General features: G+C 63.2%; 16 protein-coding genes. 7 read left to right on the top strand and 9 right to left on the bottom strand.

What is annotated here, in order from left to right; all coding sequences use genetic code 11:
- The first annotated feature begins 48 nt into the window (after positions 1–48).
- Entirely contained in the window at positions 49–249 is a 201-nt protein-coding gene (locus ACTHLA_RS02190; protein WP_440184888.1) for a CsbD family protein, read from the top strand.
- A 120-nt stretch (positions 250–369) separates the two neighbouring features.
- On the opposite strand, the gene argJ is transcribed toward ACTHLA_RS02190, so the two are convergent.
- Together argJ and ACTHLA_RS02180 are read right to left on the bottom strand one after the other, a co-directional pair.
- Positions 370–1,803, bottom strand: coding sequence for a bifunctional glutamate N-acetyltransferase/amino-acid acetyltransferase ArgJ (gene argJ / locus ACTHLA_RS02185; protein ID WP_440184885.1), 1,434 nt, complete (start codon positions 1,801–1,803; stop codon positions 370–372).
- Positions 1,804–1,886: 83 nt separating this feature from the next.
- Positions 1,887–2,984 carry a peptidylprolyl isomerase gene (locus ACTHLA_RS02180; protein ID WP_440184882.1) on the bottom strand — a complete coding sequence of 366 codons (1,098 nt, stop codon included), beginning with the start codon at positions 2,982–2,984 and terminating at the stop codon, positions 1,887–1,889.
- A 265-nt stretch (positions 2,985–3,249) separates the two neighbouring features.
- Here ACTHLA_RS02180 and secA point away from each other — a divergent pair, with 265 nt between their 5' ends.
- On the top strand, positions 3,250–6,120 hold the full coding sequence (gene secA / locus ACTHLA_RS02175; protein ID WP_440184880.1) for a preprotein translocase subunit SecA: 2,871 nt from the start codon (positions 3,250–3,252) through the stop codon (positions 6,118–6,120).
- A gap of 180 nt (positions 6,121–6,300) precedes the next feature.
- On the opposite strand, the gene ACTHLA_RS02170 is transcribed toward secA, so the two are convergent.
- Complete coding sequence (locus ACTHLA_RS02170; RefSeq protein WP_440184878.1) at positions 6,301–8,799, bottom strand: glucan 1,4-alpha-glucosidase; 2,499 nt, start codon at positions 8,797–8,799, stop codon at positions 6,301–6,303.
- A gap of 657 nt (positions 8,800–9,456) precedes the next feature.
- Here ACTHLA_RS02170 and ACTHLA_RS02165 point away from each other — a divergent pair.
- The 3 genes from ACTHLA_RS02165 to ACTHLA_RS02155 all read left to right on the top strand — a co-directional run bounded on the left by ACTHLA_RS02165 (position 9,457) and on the right by ACTHLA_RS02155 (position 15,256).
- Positions 9,457–10,476: a LacI family DNA-binding transcriptional regulator gene (locus ACTHLA_RS02165; RefSeq protein WP_440184875.1), complete on the top strand. Its 1,020-nt coding sequence runs from the start codon at positions 9,457–9,459 to the stop codon at positions 10,474–10,476.
- Between the two features lie 366 nt (positions 10,477–10,842).
- Entirely contained in the window at positions 10,843–13,692 is a 2,850-nt protein-coding gene (locus ACTHLA_RS02160) for a TonB-dependent receptor (RefSeq protein ID WP_440184872.1), read from the top strand.
- Between the two features lie 70 nt (positions 13,693–13,762).
- Positions 13,763–15,256, top strand: coding sequence for a tryptophan halogenase family protein (locus tag ACTHLA_RS02155; RefSeq protein WP_440184869.1), 1,494 nt, complete (start codon positions 13,763–13,765; stop codon positions 15,254–15,256).
- On the opposite strand, the gene ACTHLA_RS02150 is transcribed toward ACTHLA_RS02155, so the two are convergent.
- The 5 genes from ACTHLA_RS02150 to ACTHLA_RS02130 form a co-directional block, all read right to left on the bottom strand.
- Positions 15,231–16,202, bottom strand: a complete 972-nt coding sequence (locus ACTHLA_RS02150; RefSeq protein WP_440184866.1) for a hydroxymethylglutaryl-CoA lyase — start codon at positions 16,200–16,202, stop codon at positions 15,231–15,233. The two genes, ACTHLA_RS02155 and ACTHLA_RS02150, sit on opposite strands and share 26 nt — an antisense overlap.
- Positions 16,199–17,365 carry an isovaleryl-CoA dehydrogenase gene (locus tag ACTHLA_RS02145; protein WP_440184863.1) on the bottom strand — a complete coding sequence of 389 codons (1,167 nt, stop codon included), beginning with the start codon at positions 17,363–17,365 and terminating at the stop codon, positions 16,199–16,201. The genes ACTHLA_RS02150 and ACTHLA_RS02145 overlap by 4 nt, the downstream gene beginning before the upstream one ends.
- Before the next feature lie 85 nt (positions 17,366–17,450).
- Positions 17,451–19,142: an acetyl/propionyl/methylcrotonyl-CoA carboxylase subunit alpha gene (locus tag ACTHLA_RS02140; protein ID WP_440184860.1), complete on the bottom strand. Its 1,692-nt coding sequence runs from the start codon at positions 19,140–19,142 to the stop codon at positions 17,451–17,453.
- Positions 19,142–19,924, bottom strand: coding sequence for an enoyl-CoA hydratase-related protein (locus ACTHLA_RS02135; RefSeq protein WP_440184858.1), 783 nt, complete (start codon positions 19,922–19,924; stop codon positions 19,142–19,144). The genes ACTHLA_RS02140 and ACTHLA_RS02135 overlap by 1 nt, the downstream gene beginning before the upstream one ends.
- 15 nt (positions 19,925–19,939) lie before the next feature.
- Entirely contained in the window at positions 19,940–21,547 is a 1,608-nt protein-coding gene (locus ACTHLA_RS02130; RefSeq protein ID WP_440184856.1) for a carboxyl transferase domain-containing protein, read from the bottom strand.
- Positions 21,548–21,622: 75 nt separating this feature from the next.
- On the opposite strand from ACTHLA_RS02130, the gene ACTHLA_RS02125 reads away from it, so the two are divergent.
- A complete protein-coding gene (locus tag ACTHLA_RS02125) occupies positions 21,623–22,513 on the top strand; it encodes a LysR family transcriptional regulator (RefSeq protein WP_440184854.1) in 891 nt (296 codons plus the stop codon).
- On the opposite strand, the gene ACTHLA_RS02120 is transcribed toward ACTHLA_RS02125, so the two are convergent.
- The gene (locus ACTHLA_RS02120) at positions 22,445–23,707 is read right to left on the bottom strand and encodes a class I SAM-dependent methyltransferase (protein ID WP_440184852.1); all 1,263 of its coding nucleotides are present in this window, start codon (positions 23,705–23,707) and stop codon (positions 22,445–22,447) included. The two genes, ACTHLA_RS02125 and ACTHLA_RS02120, sit on opposite strands and share 69 nt — an antisense overlap.
- 190 nt (positions 23,708–23,897) lie before the next feature.
- On the opposite strand from ACTHLA_RS02120, the gene ACTHLA_RS02115 reads away from it, so the two are divergent.
- The gene (locus ACTHLA_RS02115) at positions 23,898–25,448 is read left to right on the top strand and encodes a hypothetical protein (protein ID WP_440184850.1); all 1,551 of its coding nucleotides are present in this window, start codon (positions 23,898–23,900) and stop codon (positions 25,446–25,448) included.
- The last annotated feature ends 11 nt before the right edge of the window (positions 25,449–25,459 follow it).

The following is a 25,459-nucleotide window of genomic DNA, read 5'->3' as shown; positions in this document are numbered from 1 at the left end:
GCTAAAGTGTTTTTCCATGAAATTCAAAGAGTTTTAAGGAGATAGATTATGAACAACGACCGTATCCAAGGTAGCTGGGATCAGGTGCGCGGCAATGTCCAGAAGATGTGGGGCAAGCTGACCGACGACGACCTCAACGTCATCGAAGGCGACCGCAAGGTTCTGGCCGGTAAAATCCAGGAACGCTACGGCATCGCCAAGGACGAGGCCGAAAAGCAGATCGACGAGTGGAACCGCACCCACCACTGATCCTGCCAGATTTGTCCCGACAGCATTGCCGACCCGGTTCCCGCCGGATCGGGTTCGGCATGACGGGCGGAAAAGCGTCTCCTCAGATGCGCTTTTCCGCCCAATTTTTTTGACCTGTTTTTACGATCGGTAATCGCCGTTGATGCTGATATAGCCGTGGGTCAGGTCACAGGTATAGACGTGCGCCGAGGCGCGCCCGACGCCGACATCGACGCTGATCTCCAGTTCGGCCTGTTTCATATAGGCGCTCATCGCCGCCTCGTCATAGCCGCGCGCCACAGCGCCGTTTTCCGCCGCGACGAGATCGCCGAAACGGATGCTTAAGTGTTCGCGATCGACCGGCTCTTCGGTCTTGCCGACCGCCATGACGATGCGGCCCCAATTGGCGTCCTCGCCCGCGATGGCGGTCTTGACCAGCGGGCTTTCGGCGATCGACTTGGCGATCTTGCGCGCCGAGGCCGGACTGGAGGCGCCGGTGACATTGACCCTGACGAATTTCGACGCGCCTTCGCCGTCGCGCACCAGTTGCGTGGCGAGGCTATGCATGACCTTTTCCAGCTTGGCCTTGAAGTCGGCCAGCCGCCGATCGCCCGCGCGCGCGATGCGCGGGGCGCCCGCCGCGCCGGTGGCGAACAGCAGGCAGGTGTCGTTGGTCGAGGTGTCGCCGTCCACCGTCACCGAATTGAAGGTGGTCCGGGTATAAAGCGCCAGCAGGCTTTGCAGCACGCCGGGCGCTAAGGTGGCGTCGGTGACGATGAAGGCCAGCATGGTCGCCATGTCCGGCGCGATCATACCTGAGCCCTTGGCGATGCCATTGATGCGCACCTGCACGCCGTCGATCTCCGCCGTTTCCGACGCCCCCTTGGGGAAGGTGTCGGTGGTCATGATGGTCGCCGCCGCGTCCGCCCAGACGTCGGCGCTTAAGTCGGCCTCAAGTTGCGGTATCTTCGCGGCGATCTTGGCGTCGTCCAGCACTACGCCGATCACGCCGGTCGAGGCCAGCATGATGTCGCGCTGGCGGCAGTCGATGCGCCGCGACAGGGCCGAGGCGGTGCGGCGGGCGGCGTCGGCCCCGGCCTTGCCGGTAAAAGCGTTGGCGCAACCGGCGTTGACGATCAGGGCGCGCACATCGCAGCCCTCATTGGCCGCCAGTTGTTTCTTGCACCAGTCCACGGGCGCCGAGCCGATGGTATGGCGCGTGAATACGCCCGCGCAGGTGGTCCCCTCGTCGAAGACCATCAAAAGGGTGTCCTTGCGTTCGTGCCTGTAAAAGCCTGACCGCGCCGTCGCCAGACGCGCGCCCGCAATCGGCGGCATGGCGGGCAGGGGCACGGCCAGCGGCGAGACGTCGAGACCCGGCTTTCCCGGCGCGGCGGGCGCTTTTTCGGGCGCGCTTTCGAGCGTCGGCGCCAGATGCCCGGCCAGATCGGCGACCGGCTGCACGGCGCGCTTGACGGCCTTGGCCAGCGGATCGAGCGCGCGTTCCAGACCACCTTGCGCCGCGCGGGTCTTTTGCGGGTTTGAAGGCGTGTCGGAAGCGGGCGGTCTGGCCATGAGCGCATCTCCAGTAAAAAGGCGCGATAAGGGGTTCAGCCCTTATCAGAGCCGGACCGCTTCGCCAATGGAGCAGACGGAAATTACTTCTTCTTCAGCTTGGGCGGCGCGAAGAAATGATGGCCCGGCGGCAGGGGGTCGCTCTTGAGCAATTCCTGCGACTTGCTGACCGGTTTGGCGTGGGCCAATGACGCCGAACTGGACGAAGCCGACGCCTTCGAATCGACGGCGGGCGCCGCGTTCGACGCGGAGTCGGCGTCAGCGGAATCGGCGGCCTCCATCGCCGCCGTGGCGGCGGCGGGCGGCGGCTCGGCATTGGCGCCGGAGGGCAGCGGAATCAGCCGATCGACCTTGGCGTGCTTGCGCAAATCGGTCAGCAGCCCGGCGACCTGATTATAGATCAGATAGCGCATAATGATCGGGCGCTCTTCATCGAGCGTCGGAACCTCTTCCGGGCGGCGGTCTTCGATGCGGAAGATCGCCCAGCCGTCATCGACCTTGACCGGGCCGACCGTGTCGCCGACCTTGGCGGTGGTCAGGGCGTCCTTATAGGCCTGCGGCATCACGTCTTCGCTGACATAGCCCATATCGCCGCCGCCAAAGCGCGTGGCCTGATCGACGGATTTCTCCATGGCCAGCGCCTCGAACACGGCGCCGCCCTGCACGGCCTTGAGCGCCGCGTCGGCCTCGTCCCTGGTGCGCAGCACCATGATGCGCGCATGCACCTCATTGGAGGTCTTGGCCAGCTTGACCTGCTCGTTGTACTGCGCCTGGATCGCCTTGTCGTCGATATCGCGGTCGATGGTGTTCTCGACCAGAAGGTCGCCGAGGATGCGCTCGCGCGCCGCCTGCAGACGGCGCTGGGCGGCCAGCGATTTGTCGAGCCCCTTCCTGACGGCGGCGGCGGCCACCAGGCGCTGGTCGATCACCTCTTCCAGCGTGCGCGAAAACAGCGCCGAGGTCGCGTCCAGAGGCTCGCCCTGGCCGATCGAGCCTTGCGCGACCGCCTCATTGCGCACATCGGAGGTCCAGATGGTTTCGCCATTGACGCGCGCCACGGCGACGTCGCCGGGTTCGGGCGGACGCTCCGGCGCGACGGTTTTCTGACAGGACATCAAGGTCAGGGCCGCCGCCACAACCGGCAGCAGGATCAGGGCGCGCAAGCGCGGGCCAGCCATCATAAAACTCCCCGAAACCGGTTGGAACGCTCGCTGACGCCAGCAAGAACCGGACCACAGATTGACATATACTATTCCGCCGCCTAAGTCAGAGGCCGTGCTTGAAAAGCGGTTTATCCGGCCTATTTGACACCTATCGTCTTACGATCCCGTCAATAAGCAGAAAAACGACGCGCCTTTCAATAACAACCCTCTACATCCATCAGGTTAATCCGGCGCGAAGGCCGCGCGGGTTCGCTTTTTGGGACTTTAGACACCAAGGTTTCTCATGCTGGCTCTCGCCAAAACGCTTTTCGGCTCCTCCAACGACCGCAAGGTCAAGTCCCTGATGACGCGCGTGCAGAAGATCAATGCGCTGGAGCCCAGGATGAAGGCGATGAGCGATGAGGAGCTGCGGGGGCAGACCGTGTTGTTCCGCGAGCGCATCGCCAAAGGCGCGACGCTCGACTCGCTTCAGGACGAAGCCTTCGCGGTGGTGCGCGAAGCGGCGTGGCGCGCCATCGGCCAGCGCCATTACGACGTGCAGCTTGTCGGCGGCATGATCCTGCATCAGGGCGGCATCGCCGAGATGCGCACCGGCGAAGGCAAGACCCTGGTCGCGACCGCGCCCGTCTATCTCAACGCCCTGCTCGGCAAGGGCGTCCACCTGATCACGGTCAACGACTATCTGGCCAAGCGCGACGCCGACTTCATGGGCCGCGTCTATCGCTTCTTGGGCCTGTCCACCGGCGTGATCGTGCAGGGCCTGTCGCAGGGTCAGCGCAAGCAGGCCTATGGCGCCGACGTCACCTACGGCACCAATAACGAATTCGGCTTCGATTACCTGCGCGACAACCTGGCCTATAGCCGCAATGAAATGGTCCAGCGCGGCCACCATTTCTGCATCGTCGATGAAGTCGACTCGATCCTGATCGACGAGGCGCGCACGCCGCTGATCATTTCCGGCCCGACCGAGGACCGTTCGGAGCTGTACAAAATTCTCGACGCCACCATTCGTGAGCTGATCAAGGATCCCGACACGTTTGAGCTGGACGAAAAGCAGCGTCAGGTGCTGCTGTCCGAACTCGGCTCCGAACGGCTTGAGGAAATGCTGGCCGAGGCGGGACAACTGGCCGAGGATTCGGCGGGCCTCTACGATCCGGTCAATATCTCGCTGGTTCACCACGCCAATCAGGCCCTGCGCGCCAACACGCTCCACACGCTGAACAAGGACTATATCGTCAAGGACGGCGAGGTCATACTGATCGACGAATTCACCGGGCGCATGATGGTCGGACGCCGTCTGTCGGAAGGCCTGCATCAAGCCATCGAGGCCAAGGAGCGCGTCGAAATCCAGCCGGAAAACCAGACCCTGGCCTCGGTGACGATCCAGAACTATTTCCGCATGTACGAAAAGCTGTCCGGCATGACCGGCACGGCGGCGACCGAGGCGCAGGAATTCGGCGACATCTACAAGATGGACGTGCTGGAAATCCCGACCAACCGCCCGATCCAGCGCATCGACGACAATGACGAGGTCTATCGCACCGAAAAGGAAAAGTTCCACGCCATCGCCGCGCAGGTCGCGTCCTGCTATGTGCGCAAGCAGCCGATCCTAGTCGGCACGGCCTCGATCGAAAAGTCGGACGAGCTGTCGGACTTCCTCAAGACTTACGCTTACAAGGTCGAGCTGTCGCGCGAACTGAAACCGCAGTACGCCAAGGCGGACAAGAAGGAGCTGCAAAAGCTCGGCGACGAGGCCTATGACATCGTCTATAAGACCGGCAAGGGCATTCCGCACAATGTTCTCAATGCGCGCCAGCACGAGCAGGAAGGCGACATTATCGCCGACGCCGGCGTGCCCGGCGCGGTGACCATCGCCACCAATATGGCCGGTCGCGGCACCGACATCCAGCTCGGCGGCAATGTTGATATGCGTGTGCTGAAATGGATTTCCGACCAGGAGGCGGCGGGCGTCGAGGTCACGCAGGAGCAGATCTTCGCCAAAAAGGGCGAGATCGAAGCCCAGGTCGCCGTCCTCAAGGAAGAGGCGCTGGCGGCGGGCGGCCTGTTCGTGCTTGGCACCGAACGCCACGAAAGCCGCCGCATCGACAACCAGCTTCGCGGCCGCACCGGCCGTCAGGGCGACCCCGGCCGCTCGAAATTCTTCCTGTCGTGCGAAGACGACCTGATGCGTATCTTCGCGGGCGACAAGCTCAACGCCATGATGAAGACGCTCGGCGTCGAGGACGGCGAGGCGATCACCTCCCCCCTGCTCAACGGCGCCATCGCCACCGCCCAGAAGCGCGTCGAGCAGCGCAACTACGAAATCCGCAAGAACCTGCTCAAATATGACGATGTGGTCAACGACCAGCGCAAGGCGGTGTTCGAGCAGCGTCAGGAGTTCATGGACTCCGAAGACCTTTCCGAACTGATCGCCGAATTCCGTCAGGACACGATTCAGGATCTGGTCGCCCAGCATCTGCCGCCCAAGGCCTATGCCGATCAGTGGGATATCGACGGCCTTAACGAACGCATCCAGGCCCTGACCGGCCTCGACCTGCCGCTGCACGACTGGGCGCAGGAAGAGGGCATCGCCAATGACGAGTTCGAGGAGCGCCTGCAAAAGGCCGCGCAGGAAAAAATGGACGAGCGCCTGCGCCTGCTCGGCGACGAGCAGATGAAGGCGCTGGAAAAGCAGTTCCTGCTGCAAATGATCGACATGCACTGGCGCGAGCACCTGATGCACCTCGATCACCTGCGCGCGGTGATCGGCCTGCGCGGCTACGGCCAGCGCGATCCGCTCAACGAATACAAGACCGAAGCCTTCACCATGTTCGAGGCCCTGCTGGTCAATTTGCGTCAGTCGGTCACGCGCTGGCTGATGACGATGGAGATCCGCTTCCAGGCGCCGGAAGAAGCGCCGCCGGAGCTGCCGCAGGCCCTGTCGCAGCGCCGTCAGTTCCAGGAAGTGCATCTCGACCCGCTGACCGGCCACAATGAACGCGCCGCCAAGCTCAGCGACGATCTGTCGCCCGAAGCCCGCGCCGCCCTGCCGCACTCGGCCCTGCCCGGCGGCTGGGAAAACACCGCCCGCAACGGCCTCTGCCCCTGCGGCTCCGGCAAAAAGTTCAAACACTGCCACGGCGTGCTGGTCTAGATTTTAACCCCTCTCCCCTCAACGAGGGGAGAGGACGAGAGCCAAGCCGTCAGGCGCAGGCGATCGGGTGAGGGGCCTGCCCGCCGACCAAGCGCAAACGTCTCATGGTTCCGCCTCGACCACAAAAAAAGCCCCCGAAGCTTGGGCTCCGGGGGCAGTTGGGGTCAAAGGGGTTGAGACTTAATCTTTGACCGAACTGAAATGCGCATAGGTCGCGTCGTTGCGGTCCCAGACCGCCTTGTCGCGTAAACTGCGCAGAAGCTTGACGTATTCAGCATGGCTCCAGGCCAGCGGCGTGGCCGAGTCCGTGCCTTCGCCCTTGAAATAGCCGTGCGGATCGGGCGAGCCGACGCCGTCCCAGACCTGTTCAGGGATCATCAGGCCCTCATTGGCGAAGTCCTCCATGCCGCGCACATAGACATTGCGGATGGCGTCGATATCGGCCTTGGTGGCGCCGCCGGGCTTTTGCGCATCGAGCGCCAGTTCGTAATGGCCGCGCTCGCCGGTGAAGATCGGCCAGACCCGACCGCGCTGATCCGGGCTCATCTGGCCGTTGACCGCATAGTCGCCGCCCGTCGTCTTGTCGCCATAGCCGTCATTGCCGTAGCGGCGGAAGCCGGGAATGACCGCATCCGAGCCGGGGAAGGTGAAGTCGTAGCGCACGCGCAGATTGTCCGGTAGATCCTGATCGTCAACCACCTTCAGCGAGGTCTCGATCTTCGGATCATTGGCCGGACGCACGCCATAGCGCACCAGTTCGAGGAAGCCCGCATCGACCATCATGTCGGACGGCATGGCCGGATGGCCGTTACGCGCGTCCTGATCGCCGGGATGATTGGCGTCCTCGCTGCGCGAAATGCGCAAATAATAAGAGGCGGGCTTATCGTCGCCCATCACCTTGCCGTCGGTGGTGTAAAGGCGTTGCTCCAGCTTGGCCGAATAGGCGTCGGCCTGGCCCTGATAGAGCCTGGCGTCGTCCGTATCGCCCGCCTCGGTCGCGATCCCGGCGGCGGCGGTCAGGCCCGCGATGACGGCGGCGGTGGTCGAGGGCGAATAGCCTTCCTGCTCCTCCCAACGCTCCTGCTGCGAATAAGGCGGCGTGATGGTCGCGTGATTCCAGCCAAGGCCGACCTGACCGCCCTTGGACAGAAAATCGGCGGCGGGCTTCAGCATTGTCTTATACGAGGTCATCAGCTCATCGTGCGAGATCAGGCCCAGCTTTTCCAGACGCGCGCCCAAAAGGATCGGCATGGCGGTCTGATCAAGCTGCACGCCCACCCATTCCGGCGTTCCGTCAACGTGCGACTTCTGCTGGAACCAGCCGGAAACGCCGGTATTGCCGGGCGTGTCGGGACGGACCTGCACCGTCGGCAGATAGCGATAGGCGGCCACGGGGGTCTGCTTGTCGCCGAGCGCGGCCAGCGCCATCGCGACCTGATAAAAGTCACGCGGCCACACGGCCTTGTAACCGGTTGAGGATACGTCCGTCTCCAGCGCGTCGCCCCACGGGTTCGACAGCGATGCGATCAGCGCGCCCGCCGAGGTGTGATCCTCCTGCGTCTTCAGCGTCAGGGCCGAGGCGTAGAGCAGTTTGCCATCGTCCTCCGATTCCGGGATCAGGCTTTTCAGCTCTGTCAGCGAGGCCAGATAGTCCTCCCAGCCGACCGCCGCGCCTTTACCCTCAAAATTGGCCAGCACCTTGGCATAGCCGGTCTTCAACGTCCCGGCGGCCTCGGCGTCGGCGGCCTTGACGTCCGGTCCGAAACCGAGCGCCAGATCGAAGCTGGCGGTTTTCGCGACCGTCGGCAACTGGCCGACCAGAACGATATTGCCCTTCACGCCGCCCGTGGAGTCGCGCTGCGCGATCAGGGTCTGACGCTGCGTCAGATCGTCAACGCCATCGGTGACGCCGGTGAAACCGACATTATGCGCCCTGAACGGCACGCTGGCCTTGAGCGACAAAGCGACGCCCCCTTGCCCCCCATTATCTTGCCAGGCATTCAGAGCCGCCGCGCTGGCTGCGCCCTGATCGTCGCCGGACGTATTGGCCATGCTGGGGTCGAGGATGACATAGGGCGTCACCTTACCTTTCAGCGCCTTGACCGTGACCCGCATCATCACGCTCTGACGGTCGGGATCGGTGAACACGTCCTTGATGATGACGAAGCGGCCCTGTTTGTCGGTATTGGTCAGGCGATAGGCGGGCGCCAGCGGGCGACCGGCGCTGTCCGTATCAATGTAACTGACGTGGCTGGTCGTGTCCTTATCCTCGAAGGCGGTCCAGCCCCCGGAAGCGTCATGACCGACGACGGCGATCTGCATTTCGCGCATCTGCGCCTCATGGATGCGCCCGTACATGGTCTCGGTCAGCACGCCCTGCGCCAGCGAGAACCACACCTTCGACACACGCCCGGTGACCGCCTTATCGCTGAACTGATCGTCCTTATTATAGGCCTCATAGGCCGTGCCGATGCCCTGCTTGCCGGCATAGGCCCAGGGCGAGGCCTCGCCGGGGCCGTTGGTGGCGGGCGCGTCGGCGTTCAGGGTCGGATTATGGTTTTCGGGCGTGACGGCAGGCGAGCCTTCTTCCGCGCGCGCTGACGCGGAAACGAGGGCCAGCATCGCTGACGCCGCCAGAAGGACGGGCTTCAGCCCGCCTGTTTTCACCCGATAACGCATAAACCTCTCCTGAAATCCGCTGTGGGCGGACGCTTTTTCGTTTCAGGCAGGCATACTGAGAATCGTCGTCCGCGTCGCGTTGCATACGTATTCTCAAGACGCGGGGACAGTATGAATACGAATTCCGCGCGCTGCGAAGCGATGAAGCGGACAAAAAAATCCCCTTGGCCGAAACCGGACAAGGGGAAGTTTATGTTGAGAAGATACCACTTACAAAGCCTTCGCCCTGTAATTGGCGTATCCCGGTCGCGTCACAACAACCGGAATTTCAGAGCAGGCGAACGGCGCGTAAATGTGTTCTTGCGCCAGGCCTGAAGGTTATGTGTAAGCGCTTACATTGCGCCGCTGAAAACGAAAAAGAAGCTCAATATTTTCGCAGCGGAACTTTGAAAGCGCTTTCAAAAATCTCAGCGTATGAATACGCTAGGTCCATAGTCTTATAGTCTAGCAAAGCTTTTGCCAAGCCGCAATTTTGAATACGTATTCAAAAAATACGATTAAGACGACGCGGCAACAAAATCCGTATAATTGAAAGCGCTTTCATTATTGATCCGCCTACAGAAGCCGACTTGCCCCTAAGCGGGAAATCATGTGACATGCGGATGCGCCTCCGGTCATGCGCGGTGGCGGCGTCATAATATTGCGGGAGCGCGGCGTATGGAAAAGCTTTCGGGCAAGATCAGGCTGGAGGATCTGGCCAGAATTGCTGGCGTATCGGTCGCGACGGTGTCGCGCGCGCTCAACGATTCTCCGGCGGTCAACCGCGTCACCAAGCGCCGGGTCTGGAAGATCGCGCGCGACCATAATTACGTGCTCAATCAGGACATGCCCTTGTCGATGTCCGGTTCGCAGGCCACCATCGCCATCGTCATTCCGCCGCCGCATGGTCGCGAAGGTCGCTTTTCCGATCCCTTCTATCAGGAAATGATCTCCGGCGTCGGCGAGGCGGCGCGCGACATGGGCTGCGACCTTCTGCTGTCGCACCTGACGCCGCGCAGTCAGAACGACCTTGTCGCCCTGATGCAGAATATCAAGGCGGATGGCGTGATCTTCCTGGGTCAGAGCTATCTGCACGACCGCTTCAATCATTTGGCCGAAACGACGCGCAACTTCATTGTCTGGGGCCAGGAACTGCCGGGGCAGAAATATTGCACGGTCGGCTCGAACAACGCCCAGGGCGGGGCGCGGGCCACCGCGCATCTGGCCCGTCTGGGGCGCAAACGCATCGCCTATTTCGGCGAAACCGAAGGCTCAGAGATGAAGCTGCGCTTTCAGGGCTATCTGAACGGGCTTGAGGAGGCGGGACTTGCCTTCGATCCGCGTCTGGTCGTGCAGACTCACTTTGAACTGGCTTCGGCGGAGGCGGCGGCGCTGAACCTGATTAATAAGGGCGTCGAATTCGACGCCCTGTTCGCCTGTTCCGATATTATCGCCTTCGGCGCCATTCAGGGGCTGGCGCGCGCCGGGCGCAGCGTGCCGCAGGACGTGGCGGTGGTCGGCTACGATAATATCCAGTTGGCCAGCCTGACCCGTCCGGCCCTGACCACGATTTCGCAGGATATGGCGCGCGCGGGCAAGCTGATGGTGTCCAAGCTGATCGGCTCGATCTCCAATGACGAAAGCCACTCGGAAATCGTCTCGACCGAACTTGTGGTGCGCGAGTCCTGCGGCGCCTGATATCCGCGAAACGAACAGCAAGCTTGCACAAATTTGCAAAAAATTACATTGTTCGTCAAAAAATTGACGCTGAGACAAGGGCGTTTTCTGGGTTATCACCTCCTTGTATTGTATGATTTTATCTCATTAGAGAGCGCTTCCAAACGCAATAGCGTTACTTTGCGGCCACAATCTTACAAATAGTTTAGGTTTTTGACTGCAAAATTTTGCAAAGTATTGCAAAAAGCACCGACCTGAGTGATCACCTCATTACAGGCGGCCAGCAGAGCCGCCATCGAAACGGGTTGAGATGTCAACGAAAGGCCTTTGCACGCGAAGACGGCAAGGCCTTCGACTGCCAAAACGCAACACCAGGAGGAAGTTCATATGCACAATTCCAAGGGTCGTAAGGCGGCGTATCGTTCACGCCTGCTGACCTGCGGCGCGACGCTCGCCATCGTCGCGGCGTGCGCCGTCCCCGCCGCTCACGCGCAGGACGCCAATACCGCACAGCAGGCTCCCGCCGCGTCCGACGACACGACCACCGTCGTCGTCACCGGCATCCGTAAGGGGATTCAGGACGCCATCACCGCCAAGAAGAAAAGCGCGCAGATCGTCGAAGCCGTCTCGGCCGAAGACATCGGCAAGCTGCCGGACCAGTCGATCGCCGAATCGCTGGCGCGCCTGCCCGGCATCGCCGCCCAGCGCACCAATGGCCGCGCCCAGACCCTGGCCATCCGCGGCCTCGGTCCCGACTTCACCGTCACCACGCTCAACGGTCGCGAACAGGTCTCGACCAACGACAACCGTTCGGTTGAGTTCGATCAGTATCCGTCCGAGCTGATCTCGCAGGTCGTGGTCTATAAGACCCCGAACGCGGGCATGACCGATCAGGGCATCGCCGGCACCGCCGATCTGCAGACCGTGCGTCCGCTGGCCTATGGCAAGCGCGCCCTGGCCGTCAGCGTGCGCGGCGAGCAGAACAGCGAGTCGGCCCGCATCGGCGGCATGAAGAACACCGGCAATCGCTATTCGCTGACCTATATCGACCAGTTCATGGACAAGAAGGTCGGCGTCGCTTTCGGCTACGCCCATACCGAGTCGCCCTATCAGACCCTGAAGAAGGAGTCCTGGGGCTATCCGACCTGTTCGGCCTGCGCCCCCGCGGATCAGAACCTGCTGATCACCGGCGGCGAAAAGGACGCGGTCGATTCCTCGTTCCTGAAGCGCGACGGCTATATGGGCGTGCTGGAGTTCAAGCCGAACGACCAGTTGCACATGACCTTCGACGCCTACCATTCCGACTTCCAGGAATTGCAGCGCATCGCCCGCCTCGAATATCCGCTGGCCTGGGGCGCCAATCAGCTTGAGCCTGGCTATTCGACCAACAGCGAATTCGTCTCCGCCGGCACGTTCGACAAGGTCAAGACGGTGGTGGAAAACTACGTCAACCAGCGTAAGGACAAGCTGGACGCCTTCGGCTGGAACACGACCTACGACCTGAACGACAAGTGGTCTTTGATGGCCGACCTGTCCGAATCCAAGGTTGACCGCACCGACGTGCAGGTGGAATCGACCGCAGGCACGGGCCCCAACGGTTCGGGCGCCACCGATACGGTCAGCTTCACGCAGCAGGGCTTTGGCCTGACCACGCTCAAGAGCAATCTCAACTATGCCGATTTCGACACCATCTTCCTGACCGATCCGGGCGGGTGGGGCGGTCCGCTTGCCTCGTCGCGCGCCGGTTATGCGCGTGAACCGCACGTCACGGACAAGATCGATTCGGCGAAGCTGGCCGCGACGCGCAAGTTCGATTCCGGCTTCCTGAGCGACATCTCCGTCGGCTACGATCATACCGAGCATCGCAAGCACAAGGATGGCATCGAAGGCTATCTGGGCCTGCCCGGCGGCGTCGCCCAAGCGTCGATCCCCAGCCAGTACCGCAACGGCACGACTCAGGCGGGTTTCCTGGGCAGCTCCGGCGGCATGGTGTCCTATGACGCGCTCGGCCTCTATGAGAGCGGCTATTTCACCTATGTCGAGGAAACGGCGGCTTCGGCTGTGCAGAAGACCTGGACGGTGAACGAAACGCTCGACACCTTCTATGTCAAGGGCGATATCGACACGACCCTGTGGGGCCTTCCGGTCACCGGCAATATGGGCCTGCAATCAGTTCACGCCAATCAGAAGGCGACGTCGTTCTATACTGACGGCACGGCTGCCGGCGTGACGCCGCAATCGGGCGGCGCCAGCTATACCGACATCCTGCCGACCCTGAACCTGAACTTCCAGCTCGCCGACGACACGGTCATGCGATTCGGCGCCGGCACGACCATTGCGCGTCCGCGCATGGACGACATGGCGGCGGGCACCAGCTATTCGACGGCGGTCAACACCAACCCGTCGATTATCGGCGCGAACAAGTATTACTGGAGCGGCGGCGGCGGCAATCCCGCCCTACGTCCCTGGAAGGCCAACGATTTCGACCTCTCGGTCGAGCACTATTTCGGCCGCAAGGGTTATGTGTCGGGCGCGATCTTCTATAAGGATCTGACCACCTTCATCTACAATCAGACCGTTCTGAAGGACTATACCGGCGTTGATCCGTCGGGCGCCTGCTGGGCGGACGCCGCCCATACCGTCAAGGTGATCGACAATACGGTCGGCAGCCCCTACAACGGCCAGTGGGTCTGCGCTCAGGCCGACGCCAACCGTATCGGCACGACCTCGGCCCAGGCCAATGGTCACGGCGGCTATATCAAGGGCGTCGAACTGACCGTGTCCATGCCGGGCGAGCTGATCGCCCCGTGGCTCGACGGCTTCGGCGTGATCTGGAGCGCCTCCTACAACGCCTCCTCGATCAACCCGACCGGCACGAACGCCTATGACGTTCCGGGCCTGTCCAAGGAGGTCATGAACACCACGCTCTACTATGAAAAGCATGGCTTCTCGGCGCGGATCAGCAACCGCTACCGCGGCGACTTCCTCGGCGAAGTGCCTGACTACACCAACAGCCTGAGCAACACCTGGGTGCATTCGGAAAACGTCGTGGACGCCCAGCTTGGCTACAGCTTCGAAGACGGTCCGCTGAAGAATCTCGCCTTCAGCCTGTCGGCCTCGAACATCACCAACGAGCCCTTCTACACCTATCAAGGCAAGGGTCTGCCGGATCATATCCTGCGCTATGAAAAGTACGGCTCGACCTACCTGTTCGGCGTCAGCTACAAGTTCTTCTAAGAACACGACGCGACAAGATGACGCCTGCCGGTTCGCTCCGGCAGGCGTTTTCATTTTCGGGGAAGGCCTCATGACTCAGAAGATCGAACATCTCGTCATTCTCGGCGGCGGTACGGCGGGCTGGATGGCGGCGGCGATGGCGGCGCGGACCTGGGGCGAACGCCTGCGCATCACCCTGATCGAATCCGACGCCATCGGCACGGTCGGAGTCGGCGAGGCGACGATTCCGCCGCTGATCTCGCTGCTGCGCTTTCTCGGCCTCGACGAAGACCTCACCCTGCGCAACATTCAGGGGACGTTCAAGCTCGGCATTGAATTCGACGGCTGGCGGCGCGAAGGCGAGGCCTATATGCACGCCTTCGGCACGCCCGGCTCGCCGCTTGGCATCACGCCGTTTTATCAGTACTGGCTGCGCCGTCATCTGAACGGCGACCCGTGCGGGTCGTTATGGGACTACAGCCTCAACACCCAGATGGCCTATGCGGGCAGGATGTCGCGCGATGCGCGCATCGAAGGCAATCTGCCCGGCCCGGACCGCGCCTTTCACTTCGACGCCGGACTGCTGGCGCAATTCTTACGCCGCGGTTGCGAAGCCTCCGGCGTCGTCCGTCGCGAAGGCAAGGTCGCAGGCGTTAACTTGCGCAGCCACGACGGCTTTATCGACTCCCTGACGCTCGACAGCGGTGAAAGCGTCGCGGGCGATATGTTCATCGACTGTTCGGGCTTTACCGGCGTGCTGATCGAGGGCGCGCTCAAGGCCGGGTACGAAGACTGGACCCACTGGCTGCCCTGCGACCGCGCCGTGGCCGTCCCGACGGGGCGCTCTGGTCCAATTTCGCCCTATACCCGCTCGACGGCGCGCAGAGCGGGCTGGCAGTGGCGCATTCCTTTGCAGCACCGCACCGGCAATGGCCACGTTTTCTGTTCCGCCCATATGGACGATAACGTGGCGGCGCGCCTCCTGCTCGATCATCTCGACGGCGAACCGTTGGCCGAGCCGCGCGTGATCCGCTTCACCACCGGGCGGCGCAAGGCGAGCTGGGTGAAGAATTGCGTCGCGCTCGGTCTTGCTTCCGGTTTTATGGAACCGTTGGAATCGACCTCGATCCACCTCGTTCAGGCGGTGATGACGCGCTTTCTGGAGTTTTTCCCCGATCAGGGTTTCAACCCGATCGAGATCGACGAGTTCAACCGTCGTTGCCGCCGCGACTATGAGCTGATCCGCGATTTTCTGATCCTGCATTACCACGCCAATGAGCGCGATGAGCCATTCTGGCGCGACTGCCGCAACATGGCCATCCCCGACTCGTTAGCGCACAAGCTCGACTATTTCCGCCAGCACGGGCGGCTGCTGATCGAGGAGGGCGACCTGTTCCGCGAGGCCAACTGGGCGCAGGTGCTGATCGGTCAGGGCGTGCTGCCCAGGGCCGCCGCGCCCCTGACCGAGGCGGTCGGCGCCGAGGCGCTGGCGCAGTTCATGAGCGGCATGCAGGCCGCCATGCAGCGCTCCGTATCGGCCATGCCCTCACACGACGCCTTTATCGCCCAGTATTGCCGGGCCTGAGCGCCAAAGCGACCTTCGAGCGCGGCGGATGGCCCAGCACCCCATTGATAAACCACGCCGCTTCGACAACGGCGTCCAGATCGACGCCCGTGTGAACGCCCAAGCCGTTCAGCATGTACAGCACGTCCTCGGTCGCGACATTGCCCGCCGCCCCCGGCGCATAGGGACAACCGCCCAATCCGCCCACGGACGAATCCACGGTAGCGATACCGTAGCCGAGGCTGGTCAGGATATTGGCCAGGGCCTGACCGTAGGTGTCGTGAAAATGCACGGCGATCTTTTCGACCGGAATGCGCTTCAAAACGGCGTCAAGCAGGCGCTGCGTCTCGGCGGGCGTGCCGACGCCGATCGTGTCGCCGAGGCTGATTTCGTAACAGCCCATCTCCAGCAGGCGCTCCGCCACGCGCACCACGGCGTCGGGCAGGATCGGGCCTTCATACGGGCAGGCGATCACGCATGACACATAGCCGCGCACGCGCACCCCATCGCGCGCCGCCGCCGCGCAGACCGGCGTAAAACGCGCCAGACTCTCCGCAATCGAGCAGTTGATATTCTTCTGGCTGAAGCTTTCCGACGCTGCGCCGAAAATCGCTGCCGTGTCCGCACCCGCACTGCGCGCCGCTTCGTAACCGTGCATGTTCGGCGTCAGGACGGGATAGCGTGCGCCCGCCTTACGCTGGATTCCCGCCATGACCTCCGCCGCGTCGGCCATCTGCGGCACCCATTTGGGCGACACGAAACTGGCCGCTTCGATCTGCGATAGTCCGGAGGCGGACAATTTGTCGATCAGCGCGATCTTGTCCGCCGCCGACACGCTTTGCGCCTCCGCCTGCAAACCGTCGCGCGGCCCGACCTCGTACAGTGTGACGGCTTTTGGACATATTTCTCCGCCCCCGTTCACGGGGGAGGGGGACCGCGAAGCGGTGGAGGGGGGAATCCAGCTCACCGGGTTTCCTCGAATAATTCCCGCCCGATCAGCATACGGCGGATCTCCGACGTCCCGGCCCCGATCTCATACAGCTTGGCGTCGCGCCACAACCGCCCGACCGGATACTCATTCGTATAGCCATTGCCCCCAAGGCACTGGATCGCCTCGCCCGCCATCCAGGTCGCCTTTTCGGCTGCGTAGAGGATGCAGCCCGCCGCGTCCTTGCGCGTCGTCTCGCCGCGATCGCACGCCGCCGCCACCGCATAGACATAGGCGCGGCAGGCGGCCCAGGTCGAATACATGTCCGCGACCTTGCCCTGCATAAGCTGGAAGGTTCCAATGGGGCTGCCGAACTGTTCGCGCTGATGCAGATAGGGGATCACGGCGTCGAGGCAGGCGCGCATGATGCCGAGCGGCCCGCCCGACAAAACGACGCGCTCATAGTCGAGCCCCGACATCAACACTGACGCGCCGCGCCCAACAGGCCCCAGCATATTGGCTTCGGGGACTTCGCAATCCGCGAACACCAGCTCGCCGGTGTGCGAACCGCGCATGCCCAGCTTGTCGAGCTTCTGCGCCACCGAAAAGCCCGCAAAGCCCTTTTCGATCAGGAAGGCGGTGATGCCTTTCGACCCGGCGGCGGGATCGGTCTTGGCATAGACGACCAGAACATCCGCATCCGGGCCATTGGTGATCCACATCTTGCTGCCATTCAGCACATAGCGGTCGCCTTTTCTTTCGGCGCGCAGCTTCATCGACACCACGTCCGATCCCGCGCCGGTCTCCGACATGGCCAGCGCCCCGACATGCTCGCCGGAAATCCGCTTCGGGAGATATTTCGCCTTCTGGGCCTCGGAGCCGTTGCGCACGATCTGGTTGACGCACAGATTGGAGTGCGCGCCATAGGACAGGCCGATACTGGCCGAGGCGCGCGAAATCTCCTCCATCGCAATCGTGTGCGCCAGATAGCCCATGCCCGCTCCGCCATAGGTTTCCGGCGCGGTCAGGCCCAGAACGCCCATCTCGCCCATCTTGCGCCACAGCGGCATCGGGAACTGGTCGTCGCGGTCGGCGGCCTCAGCCAGAGGCGCGATCTCGACCTCGGCAAACCGCCGCACGCCTTCGCGCAAAGCGTCAATCTCCTCGCCGTGGCCGAATTGCAAATGCGGAAAGTCGATCATGGTCATATCCTTGCTTACATCCCTCCCTGCGAAGCGGGGAGGGGGGACCGCGAAGCGGTGGGAGGGGCGTCCGGCATTGTCACCGTCATTCAATCTCAACCAGCAGCGCCTTGTCGGCGACCTGATCCCCGGCGGCGGCATGCACGGCGCGCACCACCCCGTCCTTAGGGGCCTTCAGCGTATGCTCAATCTTCATCGCGCCGAGGATCAACAGCTTGTCGCCCTTAACGACCGTCTGACCCGCCGTAACAAACACATCCAGCACCGCACCCGGCATGGGCGCATGCACCTCGCCGCCTGCCTCCAGCGCGTCCGACGCCCCGGCCTCCAGCCATAACGGATCGGCGGACGGCAGATTGACGCGCCAGCCGGTCGGTTCGCCCCAAGGATCGTCCGTACACGGCGTCACATCCGGCCACGGCGTCAATAACCGCTCCAGATGCTGGCCGATAAAGCCCGTCTCCAGCTTACTCGCGCCGAAATCGGCGTCCGAAATCAACCGGCGCAAAAAGCTCAAATTGGTCGCCAGTCCCTCGACCCGCGTGCGGATCAGCGCCTCGCGCATGGCGGCGATGGCGGCGGCCCGGTCGCGGCCATGCACGATCAGCTTGGCGATCATCGGATCGTAAAACACGCTGACCGCGTCGCCCTGCTCGACCGCGCTTTCGATGCGGACGGGCGGAAAGTCAAGCCGCGTCAATGTCCCCGTGGCGGGCAGAAAATCGTTCTGCGGGTCTTCGGCATAGAGCCGCGCCTCGATGGCATGGCCATTGACCCTGATCTCATCCTGCGTCTTCGGCAGCGGTTCGCCCGCCGCGACGCGCAACTGCCATTCGACCAGATCAAGCCCGGTAATTTCCTCCGTGACCGGATGTTCGACCTGAAGCCGCGTATTCATCTCCATGAACCAGAAGTTCGCCGCCTCAACGCCCTTCGAGACATCGACAATGAACTCCACCGTGCCTGCGCCGCGATAGCCAATCGCCTGCGCCGCCCTGACCGCCGCCGCGCCCATTTCGGCGCGTAAGTGTTCGGGCAGGCCGGGGGCGGGGGCCTCCTCGATCACTTTCTGATGGCGGCGCTGCATCGAACAGTCGCGCTCGAACAGATGCACGACCTGGCCGAAGCTGTCGGCGAACAATTGAATCTCGACGTGACGCGGCGTCTCGATATATTTCTCGATCAGCACCTTGGGGTCGGAAAAGGCGTTTTGCCCCTCGCGCTGCGCTGACAGAAGCGCATCGGCGAAATCCTCGGCGCGATCGACCCGGCGCATCCCCTTGCCGCCGCCGCCCGCCACCGCCTTGATCAGCACCGGAAAGCCGATTTTGCGCGCTTGTTCGAGCAAATGCTCCGTGGACTGATCATCGCCGTGATAGCCGGGCGTCACCGGCACCCCGGCCCTGTCCATCAACGCCTTGGCCGCGCCTTTCAGCGCCATGGCCCGAATGGCGTCGGGCGTCGGGCCGATAAAGACGAGCCCCGCCGCCGCGCAGCCTTCCGCGAACTCGGCGTTTTCCGACAAAAAGCCATAGCCCGGATGGATGGCCTCGGCCCCGGTCTCCAGCGCCACCGCGATAATGCGATCGCCGCGCAGGTAGGATTCGGCGGCGGGCGCAGGCCCGATCAGCACCGCCTTGTCGGCCTCGCGCACGAAGGGCGCGTCCTTGTCGGCCTCGGAATAGACGGCCACGGTCTTGACGCCCATGCGGCGGCAGGTGCGGATGATGCGGCGGGCGATTTCGCCGCGATTGGCGATCAGGATGGTCTTGAACATCACGCGCTCCAGTCCGGCTTACGGCGATGCAGGAAGGCGTCGATGCCCGCCTTGCCCTCATCCGACATGCGGCGCGCGGCGATGCGCTGGGCGGTCAGGTGGCGCGAATCGTGGCCGTCCGGGTGGCGGGACAGGTCGTGCAGCAAATCCTTGATATCGGCCACCGCGCCCGGCGCGGACTGCAAAATGGCGTCGAGAATCGGCGCAGCGGCGGCGCCCGGATCGTCGGCGACCTCATGCACCAGGCCGATGCGCTGCGCCGTCGCGGCGTCGAAACGCTCGCCGGTCAGCATATAGCGCCGCGCCGCCGCCATGCCGGTTTTCGCCAGCACAAACGGCGAGATCACCGCCGGGATCAGCCCCAGGCGCACCTCGGTCAGTCCGAACAGGGCCTGCGGTGTCGCAATCACCATATCGCAGCAGGCGACCAGCCCGACCCCGCCGCCAAAGGCCGCGCCATTGATCAGGCCGATCACCGGTTTGGCGCAGGCGTTCATGGCGGCGAACATATCGGCCATGGCGAGCGCGTCGGCGCGATTGGACTCCTCGTCCATCTCCGCCATGCGCCGCATCCAATTGAGGTCCGCTCCGGCGGAAAAACTCTGGCCCGCTCCGGTTATTAGAATAGCGCGCACGCCGTCCTGCTGGCCCAAGGCGTCGAAGCTTTCATGCAGCTCCGCGATCATGTCCTCATCGAAGGCGTTATGCACCTGCGGGCGGTTGAGCGTCAGGCGGACCACGCCGCGCGCATCGCTGTCCAGGGTCAGGGTTTTCATCGTCATGATCGTCTTTGGACCTCACATCCTGAAGACGCCGAACTTCGTCGGCTGGATCGGCGCATTGAGCGCGGCGGAGAGGCCGAGGCCCAGCACGCGGCGGGTGTCGGCGGGGTCGATCACCCCGTCGTCCCACAGCCGCGCCGAGGCGTAATAGGGGTGGCCCTGCGCCTCATAGGCGTCGCGGATCGGGGCCTTGAAGGCGGCCTCGTCCTCGGCGCTCCATTGCCCGCCCTTCGCCTCGACGCCGTCGCGCTTGACCGTGGCCAGCACATTGGCCGCCTGCTCGCCGCCCATGACCGAGATGCGCGCATTCGGCCACATCCATAAAAAACGCGGATCGTAGGCGCGCCCGCACATGCCGTAATTGCCCGCCCCGTAGGAGCCGCCGATGATGACGGTGAATTTCGGCACGTTCGCGCAGGCGACCGCCGTGACCATTTTCGCGCCGTGGCGGGCGATGCCTTCGTTCTCGTATTTGCGCCCGACCATGAAGCCGGTGATGTTCTGCAAAAAGATCAGCGGCACGCCGCGCTGGGCGCACAGCTCGATGAAATGCGCCCCCTTCAGCGCGCTTTCGGAAAACAGCACGCCATTATTGGCGACGATGCCGACCGGGAAACCGTAGAGATGCGCAAAGCCGCAAACAAGCGTTTCGCCATACAGCGCCTTGAACTCATCGAATTCCGAACCATCGACCAGCCGCGCAATGATTTCGCGCACCTCGAAGGGCTGGCGCGTATCGGCGGGAACGACGCCGTAAATTTCCTCGGCGGCATAGAGCGGCTCGACAAGCGGACGTACGGCCAGATCGACGCGCTTCTGGCGGTTCAGATGCCCGACAATGCGGCGCGCGATCCTAAGCGCGTCCATATCATTGGCGGCCAGATGGTCGGCGACGCCCGAGACGCGCGCATGCACATCGCCGCCGCCCAAATCCTCGGCGCTGACCACCTCGCCGGTGGCGGCCTTGACCAGGGGCGGACCGGCCAGAAAGATGGTGCCCTGCTTCTGCACGATCACGCTTTCATCGCTCATGGCCGGGACGTAAGCGCCGCCCGCCGTACACGAGCCCATGACGACGGCGATCTGCGGGATACCCTTGGCCGACATCTGCGCCTGATTGAAGAAGATGCGGCCGAAATCGTCCTTGTCGGGAAAGACCTCGTCCTGATGCGGCAGATTGGCCCCGCCGGAATCGACCAGATAGACGCAAGGCAGGTTGTTCTGCTGGGCGATCTCCTGCGCGCGCAGGTGCTTCTTGACGGTGAGCGGGAAATAGGCCCCGCCCTTGACCGTGGCGTCATTGCAGACGATCACGCACTCGGTCCCGCTGATGCGGCCAATGCCGGTGATGATGCCGGCGGCGGGGGCTGCGTCCTCATAGACCTTGTGCGCGGCCAGCGCCGAAAATTCCAGAAACGGCGAGCCGGGATCGAGCAATCCGGTGATGCGGTCGCGCGGCAGGAGCTTGCCGCGCGCAACGTGCTTTTGCCGCGCTGAGGCCGAGCCGCCCTCGGCGATGTGCGCGGTGAGGGCGCGCAGGTCGGCGACCAGCCCGCTCATGCGCTCGGCATTGATGCGGAACTCGTCGGAAGCGGGGTCGATCTGGCTTTTATAGACGCTCATGGCCTGCACTTTACCGTCGCCCTATCAATTGGAAAAATTGATAGTAAAAATTCTCATCATAGATATGATCTATGGATGGAACTCTATCTGCTGCGCTATTTTCTGGCCGTGGTCGAGACGGGCAATTTCACCCGCGCGGCGGCGTCCTGCCTGATCACCCAGCCGACCCTGTCCGCCGGGATCAAGCGGCTTGAGGACGAGCTGGGGGCGGCCTTGTTCGTGCGCTCGAACCGGCGCGTGCATCTGACGGCGGCGGGGGCGCGCTTTCTGCCGCGCGCCAAGGCGATCCTGCACGAGGTCAATATGGCCAGCGCCGAGATCGCCGACGCCGAAGCCGCCAATGTGCTGCGGCTTGGCGTGTTGCAGACGATTCCGGCGCGTCTGGTCGCCGACCTGCTGCGCGGCTTTGACGCCATCATGCCCGATGTGCGCTTCGACCTGTTCGACGGGGCCGAGCAGGAGCTGCTGAACCGGCTCGATGAGCGCGGGCTCGACCTGGCCCTGTCGCTCCGCCGCGTCGATCATGACGAGTCCACGCCCCTGTTCCGCGAAGGCTATCGCCTCGTCCTGCCGCGCACCCACCGGCTGGCCGGGCAGGCGGAGATCGCAGCCGAGGATCTGGCCCGCGACGCCATGATCGTGCGCTCGCGCTGCGAAGTCCTGTCCGAGACCAGCCGTCATTTCACCGACCGCAATGTGCGCCCGCCGCTCGCCTATCGCACCGCGCAGGACGAGCGCGCCCTGATCATGGTCGGGGCCGGGGTCGGGGTCACCGTCATGCCGGAGAGCTATCTGGCCAGCCATGAGGCGTCCGATGTCGCCTTCGCCCGGCTGCACGGCTTTACGCCGACGCGCACCATCGCCCTGTTCCCGCCGCGCTATGCGCTGTCCGGGCGGTTACTGGACGCGGCGCGGGCGTTCACGCAGTTTGCGCGACTCTTCTTCAAAGCTGACGACCTCGGCTGACATTTCGCGCGCCATCATATAGTCGCGCGTGATCGGCAGGCTATCGACCCGCTTGGCCACCTGCACCTGGAAGACCATCAGGTCGGAATAGCGGAAGCCCAGTTCGCACCAGCACAGATAGAATTCCCACATGCGGCAGAAGCGGTCGTCATAGAGGTCTTCGATCTCCAGCCGGTGCGCCATGAAGCGCTCGCGCCAGCAGCGCAGCGTCTCGGCATAATGGAGGCGCAGAGGCTCGACATCGGTGACCCACAGGCCGGATCGCTCGACCGACTGCATGATTTCCGACAGGCTCGGGATATAGCCGCCTGGGAAGATGTACTTATCCAGCCAGCTTGAGCGCGCGCCCGATTCCCCGCGCCGCCCGATCGTGTGGATCAGCCCGACGCCATCGTCCTTCAGCCGGTCATAGACGGTGTTGAAATAGGTGTCGAAGGCCGCCTTGCCGACATGCTCGAACATGCCGACGCTGACAATGCGGTCGAACTGGCCCTCGACCTGGCGATAGTCGCACAGGGCGAAGCGCACGCGCGCATTGACGTCCGGCGCCTGCGCGCGCTGTTCGGCGACCGCCAGTTGCTCGGTCGAAAGGGTGACGCCGGTGACATTGACATTGGCGCGCTTGGCCAGGTGCAAAGCCATGCCTCCCCAGCCGCAGCCGATATCGAGCACGCTCTGGCCCGGAGAGAGCCTCAGCTTGTCGGCGATATGGTCGCGCTTGGCGGTCTGCGCCTCCTCCAGCGTCATGTCGGGGCGGCGGAAATAGGCGCAAGAATATTGCATGTCCTCATCGAGAAACAGCCGGTAGAGCCGCTCGGAAAGGTCGTAATGGTGCGCGACATTGCGCCGCGACGCCTTGAGCGAATGGGCGGGCAGGAACTGGCGTAGCCGGTTGAGAAACCGCATGAAGGCCGACCGCGGCGGCAGGGACGGCATGTTGAGCCCGATCAGCTCCATAAAGCCCCACAGATCGCCGCGTTCGATGATCAGATCGCCGTCCATATAGGCTTCGCCGAGATGGAGATAGGGATTGAGGCCGACCTTGCTTGCCGCCCACTTGCTGCTGAACCAGATGGCGATGTCGAGATCGGGCCGGTCGGGCATGAGTTCGCCAAACTGCCATGTCACGTTCGGATTGACGCGCACCGTCAGGCGGCCACGCTTGATAAATTTCGCCAGATACGCTTGTAACATCCTGTTTCCCTTAGAAAAGTGTGAAACCAGACGCCATGCGCGCCCCGGAAAAGCGCATGCTGCCGCAGAGCCTACCAAAAGACGTGCGGCGGCGCAAAAAACCCATCATGATTGCACCGTCGGTTGTAAGAAAGCGGTAATTGGCGACGGGATTGACACGGACGTCGTCGTCTGCGCCTAGGACAGAACCATGCCTGCGACCTCGCGCCTCTATATCGGATCTATCGCCGTCCTCCTCCTGCTGACCGCAGGGCTGGCGATCGCCTTTGGCTATATCAGCGTCGATTCCTGGTATTACATGCTGCTGGCGCAAGGCTTGCGCGACGGCCATCCGCTGCAACTGCACGGGCAATATATGGCGGTCTATCCGCTCGGCTATCCGGCCCTGCTGGCCTTGACCGCGCCTCTGGCCCGCCCCGAGGTGATGATGATCACCGCCAAGCTGGTCAATATCGCGCTTCTGGGGGCGGACGCCTGGCTGATCTGGCGGGCGTCCGGCCATGTGCTGATGGCGACGCTGGTGGCGATCAATCCGGTTAGCCTGGTGATCGCCATGTATTCCTGGTCGGAAAATCTCGAACTGTTCGCCATCTGCGCCAGCCTGTACCTGATCATCCGGCTAAGCGAAGCATCGAACCGTTTGCAGTTGGTTCTGCTGGCGGGCGCGCTGATCGTGGGCGTGTTTGCGCGCTACTTCTTCTCGCCCTTCGCCTTCCTGCTGTTTATCGCCGTGCTTGTCGTCTTTGGCCGCAAGGTGGCGTGGCGCGTCTTTCCGGCCTTCTGCGCGGCGGGGGCGGTCTATCTGGCCTATCAGGGCATCAACTGGGCGGTGACCGGCTACGCGACCGGCATGCCGCGTCATCCCGCACCCGAAGCGTCGCTGCTGCTGATCCGGGAGTTCCTGGCCGCCGTGGGCTGGAACGGATTGAAAATCGCCATCGCCGCCGGACTGTTGGTCGGGATCGCGCGCCTCGGCGCAGGGGCGGAGTTGGCGGGAGCGGACTTTGGGCGAACGCGAAAGGCGTCGGCGCTCGTTCTGGGCGCAGGCCTGGCGTTTCTAGGCCTTGCCTTCGCCTTGCGCATGCGCACCTATTTCGATCCGTTCAATACGCGCACGATCGGCTACGGTCTGGTGCTGGTCGCGGCGGCTCTGGTCGGGCGATGGACGCCCGCACAGCCTGGCCGCTTTGCGCTTACGGCGCTTCTGGCGTGTGGCCTGTTCTCCGTCGTGTTCGCCGACGATTTCGCCATTCCGCAGGACATTCATGACCTGATCACGGACCCTGGCGATTACAGTCTGCCTGCGGCGTCGCTGGCGACCTTGCGCGGTCCCGCGCCCGACGCAGACGTCGTGGTGTCGTTTCAACTGCCAGTGACGGGTCTGGACTTCGGCAATGTCGATAATGTGCCGGAGGTCTGGTACGGGCCTGACGTAAAGACCCTCGCGCCGTTTGGCGCGCCCGACAATCCGCCCGAAAGCGCTGCGGCGTTCGAAGCACGACTTGCGGCCCTGCATCCCAAGGCCTGCAAGGTGGATTTCACGCCCTTCGCCATGCCATCAGATTTCGACGCTTACCTGAACGCGCGCTATCTGATCGACCGGCGCTGGTCCTTCCGCGACCTGCGTTTCCACAAGGTGAAGATCGACGTCCTGTCGCCCGATGTCCGCGCCGTCCTGCAGCGCGGCTTCGTCGCCGGACGCCTTCGCCCGTGCGCGCAGGTTTTCCCCCCGCGCAGATGACCTGTACAGGC

The organism is Asticcacaulis sp., assembly GCF_051956075.1.
Classification (GTDB): Bacteria; Pseudomonadota; Alphaproteobacteria; order Caulobacterales; family Caulobacteraceae; genus Asticcacaulis.
Note: the sequence above shows the minus strand (reverse complement) of the source record. Positions and strands in the feature narration are given on the sequence as shown.